Source organism: Streptomyces sp. NPDC093586 (genome assembly GCF_044764905.1).
Classification (GTDB): Bacteria; Actinomycetota; Actinomycetes; order Streptomycetales; family Streptomycetaceae; genus Streptomyces.
Genome location: NZ_JBIWJA010000057.1, coordinates 13347 through 32881 on the forward strand (window position 1 = coordinate 13347; position 19535 = coordinate 32881).

Below are 19535 nucleotides of genomic sequence, written 5' to 3' on the forward strand. Positions count from 1 at the left end.
ATTGTCAGTGGCGCAGTGCACTATCGAAGCCGGGAGACGGACCGGGGAGGGACCGGGAGGTGGGACACGTGCGGACCGGGATCGCATACGACTGCGACGTGCTGGTGATCGGCGGCGGGATCGTCGGCCTGTCGACGGCGTACGCGATCACGCGCACCGCGCCGGGCACGCGCGTGACGGTGCTGGAGAAGGAGCCTGGACCGGCCCGGCACCAGACGGGCCGCAACAGCGGCGTGATCCACAGCGGCATCTACTACCGCCCGGGCTCGCTGAAGGCCCGCTACGCGGTGCGGGGCGCCGCCGAGATGGTCAAGTTCTGCGCCGAGTACGGCATCGACCACGCGGTCACCGGCAAGCTGATCGTCGCCACCGACCGGGCGGAGCTGCCCCGGCTGCACGCGCTCGTGCAGCGCGGCCGGGAGAACGGCATCCCCGTGCGGGAGCTGGGCGCGGCCCAGATCCACGCGTACGAACCGGAGGTCCGGGGCCTGGCGGCCATACACGTCGGGACGACCGGCGTCTGCGACTACGTCGGAGTGGCACGGCAGCTGGCCCGGGCCTCGGGGGCGGAGATCCGCTACGGCGCCCAGGTGCTGCGCATCGACCGGCGCCCGGACCTCGGGGTCGCCGTGCGCACCCGTACCGGCGACGTGATCCGGGCCCGGGTCCTGGTCAACTGCGCCGGTCTGCACTGCGACGAGGTCGCGCGGATGACCGGGGACGACCCGGGGATGCGGATCATCCCCTTCCGTGGCGAGTACTACGAGCTGGCGCGGCCGGAGCTGGTGCGGGGCCTGGTGTATCCGGTGCCGGACCCGGCGTTCCCGTTCCTCGGCGTGCACCTGACCCGCGGCATCGACGGCAGCGTGCACATCGGCCCCAACGCGGTACCGGCCCTGGCCCGCGAGGGCTACGGCTGGGGCGTGGTCCGGCCCCGTGAGCTGGGCGCCACGCTCGCCTGGCCGGGCTCGTGGCGCATCGCCCGGCGGCACTGGAGATACGGCGCCGGGGAGCTGCGGCGGTCGCTGTCCAAGGGGGCGTTCACGTCGGCGGTGCGCAGGCTGCTGCCGGTGGTGACGGAGGGCGATCTGGTGGAGGCGCCGGCGGGGGTGCGGGCGCAGGCGGTCCTGGCGGACGGGACGCTGGTGGACGACTTCCTGATCAAGGAGGGGGCGTGTGCGGTGCACGTGCTGAACGCGCCGTCCCCCGCGGCGACGGCGGCGCTGCCGATCGGGCGGGAGGTGGGGCGGCGGGCGCTGGCGGCACTGGGCGCCGGATGACGCGGCCCGGCCGTAAAATCGACTCACTGTGTCTGATTCCCGCCATGCTCCCGAGACCCCGCAGCCGCCCGTCGACAGCGCCGACCGGCAGGCCCGTGCCAAGGGTGAGCCCCGATTCCCCGACGGTCCCAAGGCCGACCCCGCCGGGTCGCACTTCGAGCGGCGGATCCGGAGCTTCCAGCCGCGCCGGAGCCGGGTCACGACCGGGCAGGCGGACGCGCTGCAGCGGCTGTGGCCGAAGTGGGGACTGGACATCGACGGACAGCGGGTCATCGACCTCACCGAGCTGTTCGGGAACACCAACCCCGTCGTCCTGGAGATCGGCTTCGGCATGGGCGAGGCCACCGCCCAGATGGCCGCCGCCGACCCGGACACCGACATCCTCGCCGTCGACGTCCACACCCCCGGCCAGGGCAACCTGCTCGGTCTCGCCGAGCGGAACGGGCTGACCAACATCCGTGTGGGCAACGGCGACGCGATCATCCTGCTGCGCGAGATGCTCGCCCCCGACTCGCTCGCCGGACTGCGCGTCTACTTCCCCGACCCCTGGCCGAAGAAGCGGCACCACAAGCGCCGCCTGATCCAGCCGGAGTTCCTGACCCTGGCCGCGTCCCGCCTCGCGCCGGGCGCCGTCGTGCACTGTGCCACCGACTGGGAGCCGTACGCGGAGCAGATGCTCGAGGTCCTCACCGCGCACCCCGACTTCGAGAACACCGTGCCCGGCGGCGGTTTCGCGCCGCGCCCCGCCCACCGGCCGCTGACCCGTTTCGAGGGCCAGGGACTGGACAAGGGGCATGTGGTGAACGACCTGCTCTTCCGCCGCGTACAGCCCCCCGTGCCGCAGCGCGGTCAGCAGCGCGATCAGCACAAGGAGCAGCCCCCCACCGGCTAGGGTCCATGCCGTGGCCACCTGTCCCCCGTGTCCGACGCGTCCGCCCACGCTTCCGCATACGCAACCGCGCTGGTGGCAGCTCACCTGGGTGCGTTACGGCGCGCTGATCGTCCTGCTCGCGCTCTCCGGCCTGGTGATCCTGGCCCTGGTGCGCGAACAGACCGGCACCCAGGGGTTCCTGGTCGGGCTGGGGCTGGCGGTCTTCCCCGTGCCGCTGCTCGTAGCCGCCTTCCGCTGGCTCGACCGCGTCGATCCCGGCCCCTGGCGGAACCTGCTGTTCTCCTTCGCCTGGGGCGCCTGCGCGGCGGCGCTGATAGCGATCGTCGCCAACAGCTTCGCGACGAGGTGGATAGCGACGGCCACCGCCGACCCCACCGGTGCGGACACCCTGGGCGCCACCGTGATAGCGCCGGTCGTGGAGGAGTCCGCCAAGGCCGCGGCCGTCCTGCTGGTCTTCCTCTTCCGCAGGCGGAACTTCACCGGCATCGTCGACGGCGTCGTCATAGCCGGCGTCACCGCCACGGGCTTCGCCTTCACCGAGAACATCCTCTACCTGGGCACCGCCTTCGGCACCGACCAGCTCACCGGCGACCGGGGCATCGCCTCCGTGACCGCGGCGACCTTCTTCGTCCGCGTCGTCATGTCGCCGTTCGCGCACCCGCTGTTCACCGTGCTCACCGGCATCGGTTTCGGCATCGCGGCGCTCTCGGCCGACCGCCACCGTCTGCGCCGTGTGCTGCTGCCCCTGTCCGGCCTGCTGCTCGCGATGGGCATGCACGCGCTGTGGAACGGCTCGGCCTCGCTCGGCGAGTACGGCTTCTTCGCCGTGTACGCGGCGTTCATGGTGCCGGCCTTCGGCCTGCTGACCTGGCTGGCGATCTGGACCCGGCAGCGCGAACTCGGCACCGTGCGGGCCGAACTGCCCGTCTACGCGGTGGCCGGCTGGCTGGCGCCGGCCGAACCGTTCGCGCTCGGCTCGATGCGGGCGCGCCGCATCGCCCGGCGGTACGCCCGCCAGCACGCCGGGAAGCCGACGGAGCGGGTGGTGGCGGAGTACGAGGCGTACGCGACCTCGCTGGCGTTCCTGCGGCAGCGGGGGCGCCGGGGCCGGGCGGGCGCCGACTACGTCGTACGGGAGCGGGAGTTGCTGACCGAATTGTGGCGCCGGCGGGAGGCGGCGCGGCCGGCGCTGGACTACGCGGCCCGGGCCACGGCGCCGCCCCTCCCGGTGGCCGTACCGCCCTGGCCGGCGTACGGGCCGCACGCGGCACCGGCACCCGCCCGGTACACCGCACCGGCCCCGTACGCCATGCCCGTCCACACCTCCTACACCGCGTACCCGGCCCAGAACCCGTACCGGTCGTAGCGGCGGCGGGGAAGCGGCCCCTCGGGTGGACAACCGGGCGGACGACGCGGACGGCTCAGGCGGACGCCTCCGTCAGCCTCCGCACCTCCGCCTCCGTCAGCTCCAGGTCGGCCACCCCGAGCAGCGCCGGCAGCTGCTCGACCGTCCGCGCGGACGCGATCGGCGCGGCCACCGTCGGCTGGGCCGCCAGCCAGGCCAGGGCCACCGTGGCGACCGGCGCGTCGTGGGCCTCGGCGATCTCGTCCAGGGCGGTGAGCACCCGCCGTCCGCGCTCGCTCTCCAGGTGCTTCGCGGCACCGCCCGCCCGCGGGCTGTCGACGGTCGCCCCGGGCCGGTACTTGCCCGTGAGGAAGCCGGACGCGAGGGCGTAGTAGGGAACGGCGGCCAGACCGGCCCGCTCGGCGAGGTCCCGCAGCTCACCCTCGTACGTGTCGCGCGAGACCAGGTTGTAGTGGGGTTGCAGGGCCACGTACCGGGCGAGGCCCTCGCGGTCGGAGAAGTCCAGGGACGCCGAGAGCCGCTCGGCCGTGATGTTGGAGGCGGCGATGTACCGGACCTTGCCCGCGCGCACCAGGTCGTCGAGCGCGCCGATGATCTCCTCGACCGGCACCTCGGGCTTGTCGTAGTGGGTGTAGTAGAGGTCGATGCGGTCCGTGCCCAGGCGCCGCAGGGAGGCGTCGGCGGCGGCCTTGATGTTGGCGGCGGACAGGCCGGGGTACTCGGGGTGCTGGCTGACCTTGGTGGCGATCACGACGTCGTCGCGGTTGCCGCGCGCCGCGAGCCACTTGCCGATGAGGGTCTCGGACTCGCCGCCGCTGTTGCCCTCGGCCCACGCGGAGTAGACGTCGGCGGTGTCGACGAAGTTGCCGCCGGCGGCGGTGTAGGCGTCGAGGACGGCGAAGGAGGTGTCCTGGTCGGCGGTCCAGCCGAAGACGTTGCCGCCGAGGGCGAGCGGGAAGACCTCGAGGCCGGAGGAGCCGAGCTTGCGCAGAGAAGTCATGTCCTGTGACAACAAGCGCCCCGGAACTGGTCATTCCGGGGCGACGCACAATTCGCGCGAACCGGCGGCCCCTGTCCTCAGGGGGTGAGGCCCTTGCCCTGCAGCCACGCCGCCGGGTCGACCCCGCCCCCGGCACCGCCGACGTGGACCTCGAAGTGGAGGTGCGGTCCGGTGACGTTGCCGGTGGCGCCGACGCGGCCGATGACGTCACCGGTGCTGACCTTCTGGCCGACGCTGACGTTGATCGACGACTGGTGGCAGAACCACAGCTCGGTGCCGTCGTCCAGGGTCAGGATCGTGCGGTAGCCGTAGGAGCCGGCCCAGCCCGCCTCGGTGATCGTGCCGGTGTGGACGGCCTTGACGAGGGTGCCCGTGGGAGCGGCGAAGTCGAGGCCGGTGTGGTGGCCGGAGGACCACATGGAACCGGCCTGGCCGAAGGTGGAGGTGATCGTGTACGAGGAGGTCGGCAGCGTGAACTGCTTGGCCAGCTCGGCGAGCCGCTCGGCCTCGGCCTTCTTCGCGGCCTCCTCCTCCGCCTTCTTCTTGGCGGCGGCGGCCTTGGCCTCGGCCTCCTTCGCCGCCTTCGCGGCGGCTTCGGCGGCTTCCTTCTCGGCCTCGGCGGCGGCCTCGGCGGCGGCCTTGGTCTCGACCTGGACCTGCTGCTGCTCGGCCTGCTGCATGATGCGCGCCCGCAGGGCCTCACCGGCGTCGGTGGTGCCCTCGGCGGTGTCGGTGGTGGTCGCGCCGATGCCGCTGAGCGGGGTGGCGGAGCCCTGGGGTTCCGGTTCCGCCTCGTCGGAGATCAGCGAGCCGACGTTCGGCAGGTCGGGCATCGAGATCGGCACCGGCGGCTTGCCGGTCTGGGCGCTGGCCATGCCGCCCGCTCCGACGGCCGCGATGACGCCGACGCCGAGGACGGTGGAGCTGCGGGCGAGTCCGCCGCGCTGCTTGGCGACGCGGTGCCGGCCGCGTACGGGACGGATGGACTCCGCGGTGGGGTTCCACTCCTCCCAGGGGCCCGCTTCGGCGCGGTGGCCGTCGGGGCCGAAGGGGTCGGTGTCGTGCGTGATCGGCACGAACGGGGCCTCGGGGGCAGGCCGGTTGGACGCCACGTGGGCGTACTCCTTTCCTTCCTTCCGCCTACCGGGTTAGCTGACGGGTTCGGAGCAGGAAGGTCTCCTACGCGCGTATACCTGCCGTGCCTCCACGGCGGCATACGCCCGATTCACCCCAAGGTGGTGGTTCCCCGGTTCCCTCACGGGATTCGGCGCGTGCGCACGGAGCCGCCTTCTGTGACGGCTGGGACGACCGCGCTGCGTTATCGAACGTTAATAGACGCGAGGTGCTGATTCCAAGCCGCCCCGATTGATCATTAAGAATTTCGGACGGGACGTACCCCTCATGAGGGGCGAAAGCGGGGCGACTTGACCGCCCCTCAGGCAACCGTTCTCCACCACCCGTTTCTGACGTTGTGTCAGTTGTTATGCGGAGGGCGGTCGCGTCGTCACCACCCGTGTCACCGGTCAGGGCCGCCGCACCGCTCAGCGCCGGCGTACGGCGAGCAGCGCCATGTCGTCCGTCATGCCGCCCCCGGAGTGCCGGCGCACCTCGTCGGCGAGGGCGTCGAGCAGTTCGGCCGGGCGCCGGAAGGCGCGGCCGGCCAGCCGCGCCGCGGGATCGTAGAACCGGCCGTGGGCGTCGCGTGCCTCGGACAGCCCGTCGGTGTACAGCAGCAGCGTGGCACCGCCGGAGAAGCCGGCCTCCTCCGCCCGGTCGGGCCACACGCCCAGCTCCCCCATCCCGAGCGGCAGCGCGAACTCCCTGGCCTGTACCGGACGCACGGTGCCGTCGGCGTGCAGCAGCAGGGGCGGCGGGTGGCCGCGGTTGACGATGCGGACGATCCCGGCGCCGTGCGGGAGTTCGGCGAGGACGGCGGTGGTGAACCCCTCGAAGGCGTCCAGCCCGTCGCGCCGGGTGCCCTCGCGCGCCAGCGCCCGCTCCAGCCGCTGCGCGACCGCCTCCAGCGTCGCCTCCTGCTCGGCGGCCTCACGGAAGGCGCCGATCACCACGGCGACGGCGGCCACCGCGCCCATGCCCTTGCCACGCACGTCACCGACGATGATCCGCACGCCGTGGGCGCTGTCCTGCACCGCGTACAGGTCACCGCCGATGAAGGCGTCGGCCTGCGCCGCCTCGTAGCGGGCGGCGATCTCGAAGCCGCCGATCCGCTCGGCGGGCTCGGGCAGGACGGCCCGCTGGGCGGCCTCGGCGATCTCGCGGGCGGAGGCGAGGCGCGCGTCGGTGCGGCGGACGAAGGCGTTCACGAAGACGGCGAGGGCGGCGACCGTCGCGATGGTGATCAGTTCGGTGAGCGAGTCCACGTAGTGGGCGACGCCCTTGCTCAGTTGGAGCCCGATGACGGTGGCGACCACGGCGAGACCGGTGAGCACCGTGCCGCGCCGCGAGTAGACGGGCGCCGCGACCAGGGGCGCGGCCGTGTACAGGGGTCCGGCGGTGAAGTACCGGGGAGTGAAGACGTCGTACAGGATGGCCACGACGATCAGCAGGACGGGGAGCAGGCGCACGAAGGGCCGGCCGTACGGGGTCCGCCGCAGCTCCCGCCCGGCGGACGGGACGGGCACCGGGTCGGTGCCGAGGCCGGGGTCGGGCACGGGGTCACCGGGCAGCCGGCCACCGGCCCTGGCATACGGTGCCTCGTCGTCCACGTCACCTGGCCGCACCACTCGTCTCCCGCCGCCCCTGTACGTCCACGCCGCTTGCCGTCCCGCTCTCCAGGTTTCCCGGAGGACGGACGGGGGGCGAGCCGTGGAGGCCGGTCGGGTGACGGACGCGCGGACGCACCGAAGGCCGGAATCCTTGAGGATTCCGGCCTTCGGCCTTGAGTAGCGGGGACAGGATTTGAACCTGCGACCTCTGGGTTATGAGCCCAGCGAGCTACCGAGCTGCTCCACCCCGCGTCGTTGTGTCTCCAGTGTACGTCATGTCGGGGGTGGAACGCACACGCGTATCTCAGGGGCCCAGCAGGTGACGGTTCGGGCCCTTCGCCGACGCCTCGTACTCCGGCAGGACGACGACGGCGGCGCCCCCGGCGGCGAGCACCCCGCTGCCGTCGGCACCCGGCACGAACGTGTCCGGTTCCCGCCAGGCGGTGACCACGCGGCGCACCCCGGCGTCGAGGATCAGCCGGGCGCAGGGCGCGGGCCGGGAGGCGCGGCGGGCGCACGGTTCCAGGCTGCTGTACACCGTGGCGGTCGCGAGCCGCGGGTCGGCGGGGTCGACCTTGGCGAGCGCGGCCTCCTCGGCGTGCACGACCGGGTCCCCGCCCTCCCGCGAGTGCCCGCGCGCGAGCTCCGTCCCGTCGGCGGCGACGATCACCGCCCCCACGCTGAACGCCGTGCCGGACGGCGGGCACAGCCCGGCCAGCTCGCAGGCGAGCGCCAGCCAGTGCCGGTCGGCGGCGGACACCTCGCCACCGGCCCCCGGGGCGGTCGGCCGGTAGCGCATGAGCACGACGTCCTCGATGCGCCGCGTCTCCACCAGTCCGAGCCGCCCGCGCTGGTAGTCACCGGGCCCGAACAGCCGGGGAGCGTCCGGGTCCCCGACGAACACCGGGGCGAGGACGAGCTGCAGCTCGTCGGCGAGCCCCTGCCGCACCAACTGGCTGTGGACGGTCCCGCCGCCCTCCACCATCAGCCGCCGCACACCCCGCCGGTCGTGCAGGAACTCCAGCGCCGTCCGCCAGTCGAGCGCGTCCCCGAGCGGCACGACGTCGGCGGCGATCCCGAGCGCGTGGGCCCGCCGGGCGCCCTCGTCGGTGGTCAGGAGCACCTTGTCCCCGCCGGTGTGCCAGAAGGCCGCCGTCGGATCCAGCTCGCCCGTTCCGCTGACCGTGACCTTCAGCGGGTACTCCGGCTTCCCCGCGGCGACCCGGGCGGCCCGTCGCCCGGCCGAGTTCACCAGCAGCCGCGGGTTGTCGGCACGGATCGTCCCGGCGCCGACCAGGATCGCGTCGACGGAGGCGCGCACCTCGTCGACCCGGTCGAAGTCGGCCGGGGAGGACAGCAGGAGCCGCTCGGGGCCGGTGTCGTCCAGGTACCCGTCGAGGGAGACGGCGGCGGAGAGCAGGACGTACGGGAGGGGCATGGGCGTACTCCGGTGAGGGGGCGGGCGCCGGGTGCGGCGGGGGCAACCCTAGGCGCCCGCGCCGTCGGTGCGGGCGGGGGCGCCGGTGTCGTCGGGGTCGTCGGTGTCTCCGATGCAGTCGTCGGCCTCGTCCTCGGCCGGGGGCAGGCGGCGGCCCCGGGACTCCGCGACCCGGAGCACGTCCGCGAGGCACTCGGTCAGCCGGATCGCGGCGTAGCGGACCTCGGCGTTCGGGGACAGCGGGTCGTCCAGCACCCGCCGTGAGACACGGAGCACGTCGAGCCCCTCGGTGAGCTGCCGTTCCTCCGTCTCGTCGGCGAGCCGGGACACGAAGCCGCCGCCGTCACCGGGTACGAGGAAGCAGGGCTTGCCCTCCGGCGACAGCCAGGGCAGCAGACGCATCGAGCCGGACGCGCTCATCACGCGGCCACCTCCCGGGCGCCGACGATGTGCCGGTCGAGGTCGATGCCGAAGTCGGCGGCGAGGACGAGGGCGAGCCGGCGGTACCGCCGGCGGTCCTGTTCGAGGGCGGTGAGGTAGGGGCGGACGAGCCGGTTCTCGGCGCCGTCGAGGGGGAGGTGACGGCAGTGGGGTGAGCGGTGGAGGGGGAGGCGCGCGGGGGCGCCGGGGAGCGGACGGTGACGCGGATGGTGCCGTGTGGCACCCGCACGGTGCCTTCCGGTGCCGGGTCCGAAAAGAAGGCCCAGCCAATGGGCGACGCGGTGGATAAGGTCGTGCATGTCGACGCTCCTCAGTAAGCGTTGGCCGCGCCCCGGGAGGTCTGGCCGCCTCGCCGGGGTCTTCACATGCCCGAAGGTAAGCCCAGGGTGCAGCCCTCTACATACAAGTACAGAGGGATCCACTCGAACGTGTTCCTCTCGGCATACATACGTTGGACAGGTGAGCGATACAGATCACCAGCCCCTGGACCCGATGAGCGCCAGACCGCTCTACGTTCAGCTCGCCGACGTCATCACGAAGAAGATCAAGTCGGGAGAGCTGGCGCCGGACAGGCCCATCCCGTCGGAGAACCACCTCGCCGACGAGTACGGCGTGGCACGACTCACCGCCCGCCGGGCCGCCCAGGAACTCCGTGAACGAGGCCTCATCGTGACCGTGCGCGGCAAGGGGTCCTTCGTTGTGGAGCAACCGCCGACCGGCACCTCCCATGACGGGGACGAACCCACCCCCTGACGATCCGGCCGGCGAAACGGGTACGCATGCCCGCACGGGCTCCGCACCCGCGCCGTTGCTCGCCCTGGATCTCACCGGCACGTTCGCGTTCGGGCTGAACGGGGGCCGTGGGAAACCCCGTGGAGCCGACGCCCAGCGGTCACGCTCCGTGTCCGCCCGAGTGGCCGGATCCGGGGCCGTCACCGAGGCTCGACCCATGGCGAGCGACTCGACGACTGCCTCCGCCCGGACCGTGCTGTCCGGCCTCGACGCGATCCGTTCCGACGTGGAGGACCTGTACCGGGACCTGCACCGGCATCCCGAGCTCGGCCTGCGCGAGCACCGCACGGCCAAGAAGGCGGCGGACGCCCTGCGGTACTGCGGCTACGACGTCACCGAAGGCGTCGGCGGCACGGGCGTGATCGGGGTCCTGGCGAACGGGGACGGGCCGGTCGTCATGGTCCGCGCGGACATGGACGCCCTGCCGGTGCGCGAACGGACCGGTCTCCCGTACGCCTCCACCGCCACGGTCACCGACGACGACGGCGGCGGCGAACAGCCCGTCATGCACGCCTGCGGCCACGACGTACACGTGGCCAGTCTGGTCGGCAGCGCACGGCTGATGGCCCAGCACCGGGACGCCTGGCGGGGGACCTTCGTGGCGCTCTTCCAGCCGTCGGAGGAGAAGGGCGACGGCGCCGACGCCATGGTCGAGGACGGCCTCACCACGAAGGCGCCCCGGCCGGACGTGGTGCTCGCCCAGCACGTCCTGCCCTACCCCGCCGGTTACGTCGGCACGCGGGCCGGTTCCTTCATGTCCGCCGCGGACAGCCTGCGCGTCACCGTCCACGGACGAGGGGGCCACGGCTCCATGCCCCAGGCCACCGTCGACCCCGTGGTGATCGCCGCCATGATCGTCGTACGCCTGCAGACCGTCGTCTCCCGGGAACTGGCCGCCACCACCCCCGCCGTGGTGACCGTGGGCAGCATCCACGCCGGCAGCAGCCCCAACGTCATCCCCGACCAGGCCGTCCTGCAGATCAACGTCCGCACGTACGACGACACCACGCGCAGCCAGGTCCTGGACGCGATCGAACGGATCGTCAAGGCCGAGTGCCGGGCTTCCGGTGCGCCCCGGGAACCCGAGTTCGAGCGGATCACGTCCTTCCCGCCCACCGTCAACGACGAGGAGCCGACCCGGCGCGTCGCGGACGCGTTCGCCGCGTACTTCGGCGACGACGCCCGTACCTCCGGGCTGTTGACGGCCAGTGAGGACATGAGCAGGATCCCCCAGGCGTTCGGGGTGCCGTTCACCTATTGGGGGATCGGCGGGACCGACCCGGAGCGCTATGCCGAGGCCGTGAAGAAGGGGACCGTCGCCCAGGACATCCCGGTCAACCACAGCGCCCTGTTCGCCCCCGTCCTCCAGCCCACCCTGGACACCGGCGTCAGCGCCGTGACGGTGGCCGCCCTCGCCTGGCTCGGCAACGACTGAGCCACGCGGGCCGCACCGGCCCCTGTGCGGCGCCCGGCCGCCCCTCCGCCGCCGGGCTGCGGGTTCCGGTGCCCTGACCGGCTGACCGAGCGGGGCGTCCCGCGCCGTGCGAGCCGTGTGAGCTGCCCCGTCGGCGGATGTGCGGGTCCTGTGTGAGTACGTGTACTCAGGCGGCCTGGTGTCCGGTACCGGTGGGGCGTGGTGACGGGGATCGTTACTGTACGGTCCCGACACCTACAACCACGCGGCCGTACCTACAGGTATGGGTCCGCTCGACAGGGCACGGCAGGGGGCCACGCATGGCGTGGGACGAATGGGAGCGGTTGAAGGCCGAGGCGGCCGAACGCGGCGGTACGCGGATGCAGTTGAACCAGCTGCCGGCCGATCAGGGTGGCAGCACGGGTGACCTGGTCTCGGACAAGGCGGCCTGGAACAAGGCCGGAACGGACATCGGGTCGCTGCGCGAGGACATCGGCAAGGCCACGGCGAAGCTCAAGGACGGCCAGACGGGCCTCGGCAGCGACACCGGCTGCCTGACCGCCGCCGCGCAGAAGGATGTCTACAGCTCCTGGGAGACCTACGTCGAGAAGGTCAGCGGGCGCTGCGGGAAGCTCTCGGGTCTGCTGGCGAAGGCCGGCAGCGATCAGCTGAAGACGGACCAGGCGGTGGAGGCGGAGATCGCCAAGCTCGTGGTGGCGTACACGGACACGCCGGCGGTCGGCGGACAGGACAAGGGGCGGTAACCGGACGTCATGGACCTCGCGACACTCAAGGCTCTCAAGCCGACCGAGTATTCCGAAGCGGCCGACGGCTACCGCAGTACCTCCGACATGGCGAGCGCGGTCAAGGACCGCATCGACAACCAGATAGCGGTGGCCATGAAGAGCCGGCTGAAGGGCAAGGCCGCCACCGCGGCGGTCAAGCAGCTGGGGGAGCTGAGCCGGAACTTCCACTACATCCAGGTGCAGTGCGGCCTCGTCAGCACCGCGCTCGAAGCGTTCTCGTACGAGATGGAAGCGGCCAAGCGGAAACTCGACACGGCCCTGGAGAACGCCAAGGCGGGCAACCTCACCGTGAATCCGGACGGATCGGTCACCTACCCGCCCGGCGGCGAGAAGGACGAGGACGGCAAAGTCCCTCACGGTGGCACCGTGAACGGCCTGACGGACAGCACGGCCTCGGCCGTCGGCCGGCAGGCGGCCAACTTCGACCCCAACCCCCACCACCGCCTCGCCCAGGACTGCGCCGACCTGATCGCCACCGCCCTCAAGGAGGCGACCGAGGCCGACGGAAAATGGGCACCCAAGCTGCGGGCCCTCAAAGCGGACGACGACCTCACCGTCTCCGACGCGGACTGGGCCGACGCCGACTCGGACATGGACGGCGTACGCGAGGCCGGCAAGAAATACCTCGACACCCTCCCGCAGCCCCCGAAGGACGGAAGCCCCGAGGACAACGCGGAGTGGTGGAAGAAGCTCACAAGCGAAGAGCAGGCCGCCTACATCTCAGTACGCCCCAACTCCATCGGAGCAATGGACGGCCTTCCGGCCAACGTGCGTGATGAAGCCAACCGTATGGTGCTGGCCGAGAGCAGAGGCGAGTACCAGCTCAAGCTGAACGCCTGGATGCAGCAGGAACCTCCCCACTACCGACCCTACATCAGCCCCATTACAGGCCGTGAAGTGAAGGGCGCTCAGGTCGAAACCGAGGACTGGAAGAGGTGGAATGAGAAGAAGCAGGACCTAGAAGGTCGCATCAGAGGGATGGACGCCATTCAGAGGCGTTTCGACATGACAGGAACCGACGGACTCCCCGAGGCATACCTGCTCGGATTCGACCCCGTAGGGAAGGGGAACGACGGGAAGGTGATTCTGGCCAACGGAAATCCGGACACAGCGGACCACACAGCCATCTACGTGCCGGGCACAGGTACGCTGCTGCAGGACATCGAGAAGGACACGAATCGATCGGTGGACCTCTGGCGGGAATCGGGTAAATTCGCGCAAGGAGAAAAGGTCTCCACGATCACTTGGTTCGACTATGACGCTCCGCTGCAAGCAAAGCCTTTCGACAAGGGCGGTGGCTTGTTCCCGGAGGCAATGTCCGACGAGTTCGCGGCAAAAGGGGCATCCGGCTTGCAGAGCTTCCTGGACGGGAGTCGCGCGGCACATCAGGCAGAGTCCGGGCCGAACAACTTCGGTCACACCACCCTGATGGGGCACAGCTACGGCACTACGCTCATCGGAGATGCGGCGAAGACCCGTGGATGGCCCGAGGGCCCGCTGCCCGTGGACGACGTTATTGCAGTTGGCAGTCCGGGGATGCAAGCGGACCACGCTGCCGACCTCGGCATAAGAAGCGGTCACATGTGGGCCATGAAGGGAGGCGGGGACGACGAACTGGTACGGGTCGGCGGAAAGTATCTTGCCGGCCTGGGCGACAACTGGACCATTCCCACCGACCCTGAATTCGGTGCAAACATTCTCGAATCGGACGCCGAAGATCACGGGGCCTTCTGGGACGAAGGCTCCACGAGCCTGCGCAATCAAGCTCTCGTAATCACCGGACAGTACGACAAGGCGACCCTTGAATAAGACGTACACTGCGGCTGCCCTTATGGCATCGACAGCCGTCCTCTTGGGAGGATGCTCACAGGTGAGCAACGATAAAGAAGTTGAACTTCGCGATGACCAAGCCGTCAAAGAAAAAGTCGAGCACGCATCCAGCGAGATTTTCGACATCATAGGAACGAAGGGGAAGGTGACTGAGTCAGGCGCACGCCCCATGCAATGTTCAGACTATGCACCCGAAGAAAAGGTGCACCGCATGCGTCACCCTTGGAGCATTTACGATGCGTCGGATGAAAAATTGAGGGAGGCGATGGAGAACCTACGAAAGCAACTTCCCGCGAAGGGATGGAAGATCGTCAAGGACGGCCCTGACAAGAGCCAGGCCAAACTTCCTCAGATTGTCGCCAACTCGCCCGACGGACACATGTCCGCCGACATCCGATTGTGGATCGAGGCGCCCGAGAGCAAGCGCTCGTCCATGATCGAAGTCACTGTTGTCTCCGACTGCTTCCGCAGCAGTCCCAGTGCGACGTCCGAAGGGAATTGAGGGAACTGGCAGAAAGCGTGACGCTCCGTCGGAGCCGAGCCAGTCACTGAGTCTCTTTGCAACCTCAGGAGCTGATGTGAAGTATCGACCGGGCGTTCTCGCACTCGCCGCGTCTGTGGCCCTTGCGTCCCTCACTGGATGCAGCACGGCCGAGAACGGATCCGACGACATCCCGTCCGCCGGCACGAGCACCTCGCAGGATGCCGCTCAGGAAGCGGAGAAGGTGTCCAGTGAGCTGTACGACCTGATCGGCATCAAGGGGAAGGCGTCCGACACCGGCCCGGGCGTCCAGTCGTGCGCCGGCAAGGACCGGGAGAAGTACTTCCGGATTTTCCACCCCTGGAACTTCTACCCTGCTTCACCCGGTGAACTGGGCGAAGCGATGGAGCGGCTCCACACGGACCTGCCGAAGCACGGCTGGAAAGTCGTCGAATACGGCCCCGACACGAGCAAGAACAAGAACCTCAGCCTGACGGCCGACAACGACGAGAAGAAGTACAGCGTCAACGTCTCACACCGAGCGAAAAACGACCCGCCGAAGCTCGCCTTCTTCCTCGTGTCCGGCTGCTACCAGATCCCGGACGGCCAGAAGATCCAACGCTTCTGACCGCCTCGGGCGTGGGCAGGCGCGCGTCCGTGGCCCTGCCCCGGCGTCAACAGCCGTGGGCCGGTCGGGGCGTCCGCCGGGGAGGCCGGACCTCAGCCGTACGCGCGCGCCGTGAGGTAAGGGTCCCGGCGCAGTACCTCGCGGCTGCCGAGGAAGGTGCCGGCGGCCAGGCCGGCTGCGGGAAGCAGGAGCGCCGCGGCGGTCCAGGCCGGTCCCGGCAGGGCGTCCGTGAGCGTGATCGGCAGCCCGAGCACCCCGCTGAGCGGGCCGGTCAGGGCCAAGGACAGTCCGGTGCCGACGGCCACGCCGAGCACGCCCGCGACGCCCCCGGAGAGCACGGCCTCGCCCAGCAGGATCCGCCGCAGCTCGGGCCGGCCGGTGCCAAGGATCCGCAGGACGGCGAACTGACCGAGCCGCGCCCGCGTGCTGTCCGCGGCCCGGACGGCGCCGAGTCCGACGGCCGCCAGGGCCAGGACCAGGACCCCGGCACGCATGGCGAGATCCGCCGCGCCGAACAGGCCGGGCAGGTCGCGAACCCGGTCGGAGACCGGAGACGCCGAGAACCCGTCGGCCTGCAGTGCCCCGGTGACGGCGGCCACCTGCTTCTGGTGCCCGACCACGACGACGGCGGACTGAGCGCCCTCCTTGTCCCGGAAGACGTCCGGCTCCTGACCGGCGCGTGCCGCGGCCAGCAGGGCGGCGGTGTCCTCGGCGAGGTAGGCGGCTCCCGGGCCGTCGGCCTGCCAGCCGGGGTCGTAGAGGGCGACGGCCTTCAGCCGGATGACGGCGGTGGTACCGGACGAGGCGCCCGTCGCCTTGGTGAACCCGAAGGCGACGGTCCGGCCGAGGAGCGGGGCGAGGTCGGTGCCCTGCGCGACGGCGGGGAGCACGACCTCGTCCGGGCCGAGCTTCGCGGGGATCTCGCCCCTGGTGACGGGCAGGGCGTCGCCCGGGGTGAGCGTGTGGCTGGTCAGGTCGTACGTCCCGTCGTCCTCGGCGTACAGCGTGGAGGGGTAGTCGGCGACCACCTGCCGGACCCCCGGCACGTCCCCCGCGTCCCGCAGCGCCGAGGTGGTGAGCGGACGGACCGACGCGTCGCCCTCGAACGAGGAGAGTTCGATCTGGGTGAGTCCGCCCGTCTCCAGGACCTCCCGCTCGAGGGCACCCGCGGCGCCCGCGGCCACCCCTGCGGACGTGGTCAGGAGCGCGGCCAGGACGGTGAGGGCGGGCAGCGCCCTGCGCAGGGAACGCCCGTCGCGCTTCCAGGTGTAGAGGCTCCAACGGCTCATACCGGCTTCTCCTCACGGGCGTTGTCCTCGGCGGTCGCCGACAGCACTCCCCCGTCGAGCACATGACGCCGGTCGCACTCCCCGGTGGCCGCCGGGTCGTGGGTGACGAGCAGTACGGCCGCACCCCGCTCGGCACAGGAACGCAGGGAGCTCATCACGGAGTTCGCGGTGCCGGGGTCGAGGCCGGAGGTCGGCTCGTCCGCCAGGATGAGCACCGGTTGCTTCACGGCCGCCCTGGCGACGGCGATCCGCTGCCGCTGACCGCCGGAGAGTTCGGTGACCGGGGAGTCGGCGAGGTCGCCCAGACCGAGGTCACCGAGCAGGTCACGGGCGACGGTGCGGTGCCGGGTGAGACGGGGGCCGAAGGCGGCGGCGACGTTCTCCCAGGCGTTGAGGAACGGCAGCAGCCCGAGGTCCTGCAGGACGATGCCGATCGAGCGCCGACGCAGAAGGTCCCGGTCGGCCGGGGACAGGGACCGGACATCCGTGCCGGTGATGTGCAAGGAGCCCGCGGTCGGCGAGAGGATCAGACCGAGGAGGGCCAGCAGAGTGCTCTTGCCCGAGCCCGAGGGCCCCTCGACGGCGACCGTCGCCCCCGCTTCCAGCGTGAGGTCCGCACGGACCAGACCACCGCCGGACGCGTAGCTGAAGGCCAGACTCTCGGCCGTGACGGCGGGGGGAGGGGCTGTGCTCATACGTTGGGATGTCCTTTTCAATGGGGGACGAGTCAGTTCAAGGGGCAGTTCAGGCGAGGAGGTAGTAGGCGGCTCTGGTGGCATCCGCAGAGGCGACACCACTCGGCGAATCGCCGTACAGGTCGGGGTACGCGGCATCGCGGTGTTTCTCCAGCAGGCCGGGAATCTCGTCCCACAGCGACTGTGGAATCTCCTGCTCGGAGGCAAGGGCAGCCTGGACCGCGTCGGAAGCGGCCGACAGTTCCCCTTTCCGCAGTGCCTCGCGGGCATACGCCACTAGATCGATTCCCTTGGTGAGCCGTTTCGCCTGAGTCACACACCCCGCCTCGGTGAGTACCGCCACGATGCGCAAGGAACGGGAAGACAACCTGCCGTCCTTTTCCTCGGACAATTTCACAGAACTGCGCCGACAGCTCAGCCCGAATTCGGCACGCGCTGCCATGGCGCCATACCAGCCACGCTGATTCTCCGCCGTGAGGCGTGCCGGAACGTTCAGCTCGGCTGCCTCCTCGGCACCCTTGTCGGCCTGTGGTCCGCAGAGCAGGGACAGGCGGTGGCACGTCATGGCGAGCGGAAGCCGGTCGGACGGATCGAGTCCGGGGTCCGAGCCCATCTGCTTCAGGCGCTTCTTCAACCATTCCGGTGCATGCTTTTGTTGTCCGGCGGCGGTGAGAGCCCGTGCGGTGTTGTAGGTAGCGGTGAGCGTGCCCATCTGGGCAGGGGCCTTGGCAACGAGACCGTCGGGCCGGATGCTTCCCACTGGGGACGGCAGCGTTTCCGAGAACTTGGTGGCTCTCATGGTGAGCGCACGCCGGACCACCCAACGCGTCTGAGTGTCGGAGTGGTGCAGAGAGGGCAGCAGACAGGTACGCGTCTGCTGCGACAGCTGCCCGCGCAGCAGGGCCAACGCAGCTCGTCGCATGGGGTCGAGACGCCCGCAGTCGGCTTCCGAAAGCACATCGGTGTCGCGTAGGGCCCGCGTGGCGTGGCTGCGTACGCCGACTACACGCAACGCGTCAGTTGCATAGAGCACCGGCACGGGCTCTGCGGTATGCGCGGTGTCCGCGGCGAGACGGTCCAGCACGGAACGGGGCACTTGGTCGTCGCGGCCCAGGCAGGTCAAGGTCTGCAGGAAGGCTGCTCGCGTGGTAAGCGAGGTCAAGGCGTCATCATCTTCGTCCGGCGTGCGCAGATAGGTGAGTGCTTCGGTCTCTGCTTTGTCCCGGATACCGGCCCTTTCCAGGATCGTTGCCGCATCGAGTCCTGAGGATCCCGTCAGTGACAGGCACACGTAATGTGCCCGCCAGGCGGGGGTGTCCAGGACATCGGTACGGGCGAGATCCTCCAGAGCGCCCGGACGGGCCTTCGGTACCGGCTCACTCGTCCGGCGGCCGGCGGCGAGTGCGGCCTCTAGGCGCCCGTACGCGGTTGGATACAGCGCGGGATCCCGACCGACATCAGCGCGGGTGGCACGTACCAGATCGTTCGCCCCTCGCAGGGCATCGAGTTGCTCTGCCAGGTCACCACCGGGCGGGCGGGGCCGGTCCACTGTCCCGCCACCGACCAACGAGAAACTCAGGGCCGAGGCCGCGATCGCCGCCACCACAGCCGTGAGCACATGAGCGCGACGCCTTGTGTGCTCTTGAAGTGCACTGCTCTTCATGTGGTTCCTCACCCATTGCGCGGGGCGACGCTCAAGCGTGGCCCCGCGGCACGGTGGATCGGTGATCAGTCGTTGGCACAGGCCGAAGCGAACGCCTTGACACCGGACTTGAAAGCACCGCCGTCGGAACACGTGGTGATGCTCGTGTTGAGTGAGCCGCCTGGATCAGCGATACCGCTGATATCGGCGATCCAGGTGTTCTTGTTGGTCCAGCTGACCTGACGGGTGTTCTCACTCACGTACGTGCCGCTCGGGCTCAAGGAAAGGGTCGCCTGCCAGCCGTTGGCCTTCACAGTCGCCGTATTGGTGATTTTGCTGACCTTGTACTTGCTGCCGCCCTTCATGGTCTTGGTAGACGTCTTGAAGGAGCACTTGTCGGCGTACACGTTGCAATGCCATGCGTTGACCTGGACCTTCGCTCCCGTGCCTGGCAGAGGGGTCGATCCGGTGTCAGAGACGGCCATGCCGGGTACAGCCACCCCCGCGATCAGCATCCCGACGAGTCCGGTGGTCAGCAGGGATTTCTTCACTTGTTTCTCCCCGTGTTCACGGCGCGCTACCGCAGCCCGCCCGTCACACGGAAAGGTGGCAGATCTTGCATGACCTGGTCATTCCGGCGCGTGGCTGAAATGTGACGCCCAGGCATCGTCATCAAGGGACCTGGAGATAAGTGCTGGAGTCCACAGACCTTGGGGCACATAGTGTCCTGCGCCAGAGATCCGTCGGCAGATGCGGGCGAGGGAGTCGAGGATTTCCTCGGCGGTCTTGGTCCAGATGAACGGCTTGGGGTCTTC

General features: G+C 70.3%; 20 protein-coding genes, 1 tRNA gene and 1 riboswitch. Of the genes, 9 read left to right on the plus strand and 12 right to left on the minus strand.

All coding sequences use genetic code 11. The features are described 5' to 3' along the window. Positions 1 to 68: 68 nt before the first annotated feature. Genes lhgO through ACIRFH_RS34265 form a run of 3 tightly spaced genes read left to right on the plus strand, consistent with a single transcriptional unit; the run spans position 69 to position 3538 of the window. Positions 69 to 1280: an L-2-hydroxyglutarate oxidase gene (gene lhgO, locus ACIRFH_RS34255; protein WP_403529729.1), complete on the plus strand. Its 1212-nt coding sequence runs from the start codon at positions 69 to 71 to the stop codon at positions 1278 to 1280. A gap of 28 nt (positions 1281 to 1308) precedes the next feature. Continuing rightward, on the plus strand, positions 1309 to 2172 hold the full coding sequence (gene trmB, locus ACIRFH_RS34260; protein WP_403529732.1) for a tRNA (guanosine(46)-N7)-methyltransferase TrmB: 864 nt from the start codon (positions 1309 to 1311) through the stop codon (positions 2170 to 2172). A gap of 10 nt (positions 2173 to 2182) precedes the next feature. After that, positions 2183 to 3538 (plus strand): PrsW family intramembrane metalloprotease, encoded by a 1356-nt coding sequence (locus tag ACIRFH_RS34265; protein WP_403529735.1) that lies wholly within the window; start codon positions 2183 to 2185, stop codon positions 3536 to 3538. A gap of 55 nt (positions 3539 to 3593) precedes the next feature. On the opposite strand, the gene ACIRFH_RS34270 is transcribed toward ACIRFH_RS34265, so the two are convergent. The 7 genes from ACIRFH_RS34270 to ACIRFH_RS34300 all read right to left on the minus strand — a co-directional run bounded on the left by ACIRFH_RS34270 (position 3594) and on the right by ACIRFH_RS34300 (position 9442). Then, entirely contained in the window at positions 3594 to 4538 is a 945-nt protein-coding gene (locus ACIRFH_RS34270) for an aldo/keto reductase (RefSeq protein WP_403529738.1), read from the minus strand. A 77-nt stretch (positions 4539 to 4615) separates the two neighbouring features. After that, on the minus strand, positions 4616 to 5650 hold the full coding sequence (locus ACIRFH_RS34275; protein ID WP_403529741.1) for a M23 family metallopeptidase: 1035 nt from the start codon (positions 5648 to 5650) through the stop codon (positions 4616 to 4618). Between the two features lie 11 nt (positions 5651 to 5661). Beyond that, positions 5662 to 5818, minus strand: a riboswitch (cyclic di-AMP (ydaO/yuaA leader). A 261-nt stretch (positions 5819 to 6079) separates the two neighbouring features. After that, positions 6080 to 7279: a PP2C family protein-serine/threonine phosphatase gene (locus ACIRFH_RS34280; RefSeq protein WP_403529744.1), complete on the minus strand. Its 1200-nt coding sequence runs from the start codon at positions 7277 to 7279 to the stop codon at positions 6080 to 6082. A gap of 163 nt (positions 7280 to 7442) precedes the next feature. Further along, positions 7443 to 7516 (minus strand) — tRNA-Met (locus ACIRFH_RS34285). Between the two features lie 52 nt (positions 7517 to 7568). Next, positions 7569 to 8702 (minus strand): dihydrofolate reductase family protein, encoded by a 1134-nt coding sequence (locus ACIRFH_RS34290; RefSeq protein ID WP_403529747.1) that lies wholly within the window; start codon positions 8700 to 8702, stop codon positions 7569 to 7571. Between the two features lie 48 nt (positions 8703 to 8750). Continuing rightward, a complete protein-coding gene (locus tag ACIRFH_RS34295) occupies positions 8751 to 9122 on the minus strand; it encodes a hypothetical protein (protein WP_403529750.1) in 372 nt (123 codons plus the stop codon). Next, a complete protein-coding gene (locus ACIRFH_RS34300; protein ID WP_403529753.1) occupies positions 9122 to 9442 on the minus strand; it encodes a hypothetical protein in 321 nt (106 codons plus the stop codon). Before ACIRFH_RS34300 ends, ACIRFH_RS34295 begins: the two co-directional genes overlap by 1 nt. Before the next feature lie 193 nt (positions 9443 to 9635). Between ACIRFH_RS34300 and ACIRFH_RS34305 the strand changes: the two genes are divergently transcribed. The 6 genes from ACIRFH_RS34305 to ACIRFH_RS34330 all read left to right on the plus strand — a co-directional run bounded on the left by ACIRFH_RS34305 (position 9636) and on the right by ACIRFH_RS34330 (position 15094). Next, on the plus strand, positions 9636 to 9896 hold the full coding sequence (locus ACIRFH_RS34305; protein ID WP_403529788.1) for a GntR family transcriptional regulator: 261 nt from the start codon (positions 9636 to 9638) through the stop codon (positions 9894 to 9896). A 196-nt stretch (positions 9897 to 10092) separates the two neighbouring features. Continuing rightward, entirely contained in the window at positions 10093 to 11370 is a 1278-nt protein-coding gene (locus ACIRFH_RS34310; protein ID WP_403529756.1) for a M20 family metallopeptidase, read from the plus strand. Between the two features lie 299 nt (positions 11371 to 11669). Continuing rightward, positions 11670 to 12113, plus strand: a complete 444-nt coding sequence (locus ACIRFH_RS34315; RefSeq protein WP_403529759.1) for a hypothetical protein — start codon at positions 11670 to 11672, stop codon at positions 12111 to 12113. Between the two features lie 9 nt (positions 12114 to 12122). Beyond that, on the plus strand, positions 12123 to 13964 hold the full coding sequence (locus tag ACIRFH_RS34320; protein WP_403529762.1) for an alpha/beta hydrolase: 1842 nt from the start codon (positions 12123 to 12125) through the stop codon (positions 13962 to 13964). 61 nt (positions 13965 to 14025) lie between these two features. After that, positions 14026 to 14487 (plus strand): hypothetical protein, encoded by a 462-nt coding sequence (locus ACIRFH_RS34325; RefSeq protein WP_403529765.1) that lies wholly within the window; start codon positions 14026 to 14028, stop codon positions 14485 to 14487. A gap of 223 nt (positions 14488 to 14710) precedes the next feature. Then, positions 14711 to 15094 carry a hypothetical protein gene (locus tag ACIRFH_RS34330; protein WP_403529768.1) on the plus strand — a complete coding sequence of 128 codons (384 nt, stop codon included), beginning with the start codon at positions 14711 to 14713 and terminating at the stop codon, positions 15092 to 15094. A gap of 92 nt (positions 15095 to 15186) precedes the next feature. On the opposite strand, the gene ACIRFH_RS34335 is transcribed toward ACIRFH_RS34330, so the two are convergent. The 5 genes from ACIRFH_RS34335 to ACIRFH_RS34355 form a co-directional block, all read right to left on the minus strand. After that, on the minus strand, positions 15187 to 16383 hold the full coding sequence (locus ACIRFH_RS34335) for an FtsX-like permease family protein (protein WP_403529771.1): 1197 nt from the start codon (positions 16381 to 16383) through the stop codon (positions 15187 to 15189). After that, positions 16380 to 17078 carry an ABC transporter ATP-binding protein gene (locus tag ACIRFH_RS34340; RefSeq protein WP_403529774.1) on the minus strand — a complete coding sequence of 233 codons (699 nt, stop codon included), beginning with the start codon at positions 17076 to 17078 and terminating at the stop codon, positions 16380 to 16382. The genes ACIRFH_RS34335 and ACIRFH_RS34340 overlap by 4 nt, the downstream gene beginning before the upstream one ends. A 49-nt stretch (positions 17079 to 17127) precedes the next feature. Beyond that, positions 17128 to 18741: a hypothetical protein gene (locus tag ACIRFH_RS34345; RefSeq protein ID WP_403529777.1), complete on the minus strand. Its 1614-nt coding sequence runs from the start codon at positions 18739 to 18741 to the stop codon at positions 17128 to 17130. Positions 18742 to 18806: 65 nt separating this feature from the next. Beyond that, positions 18807 to 19271, minus strand: a complete 465-nt coding sequence (locus tag ACIRFH_RS34350; protein ID WP_403529779.1) for a hypothetical protein — start codon at positions 19269 to 19271, stop codon at positions 18807 to 18809. Positions 19272 to 19349: 78 nt separating this feature from the next. Continuing rightward, positions 19350 to 19535 (minus strand): hypothetical protein (locus tag ACIRFH_RS34355; protein ID WP_403529782.1); only part of this gene is annotated, 186 nt, incomplete at its 5' end.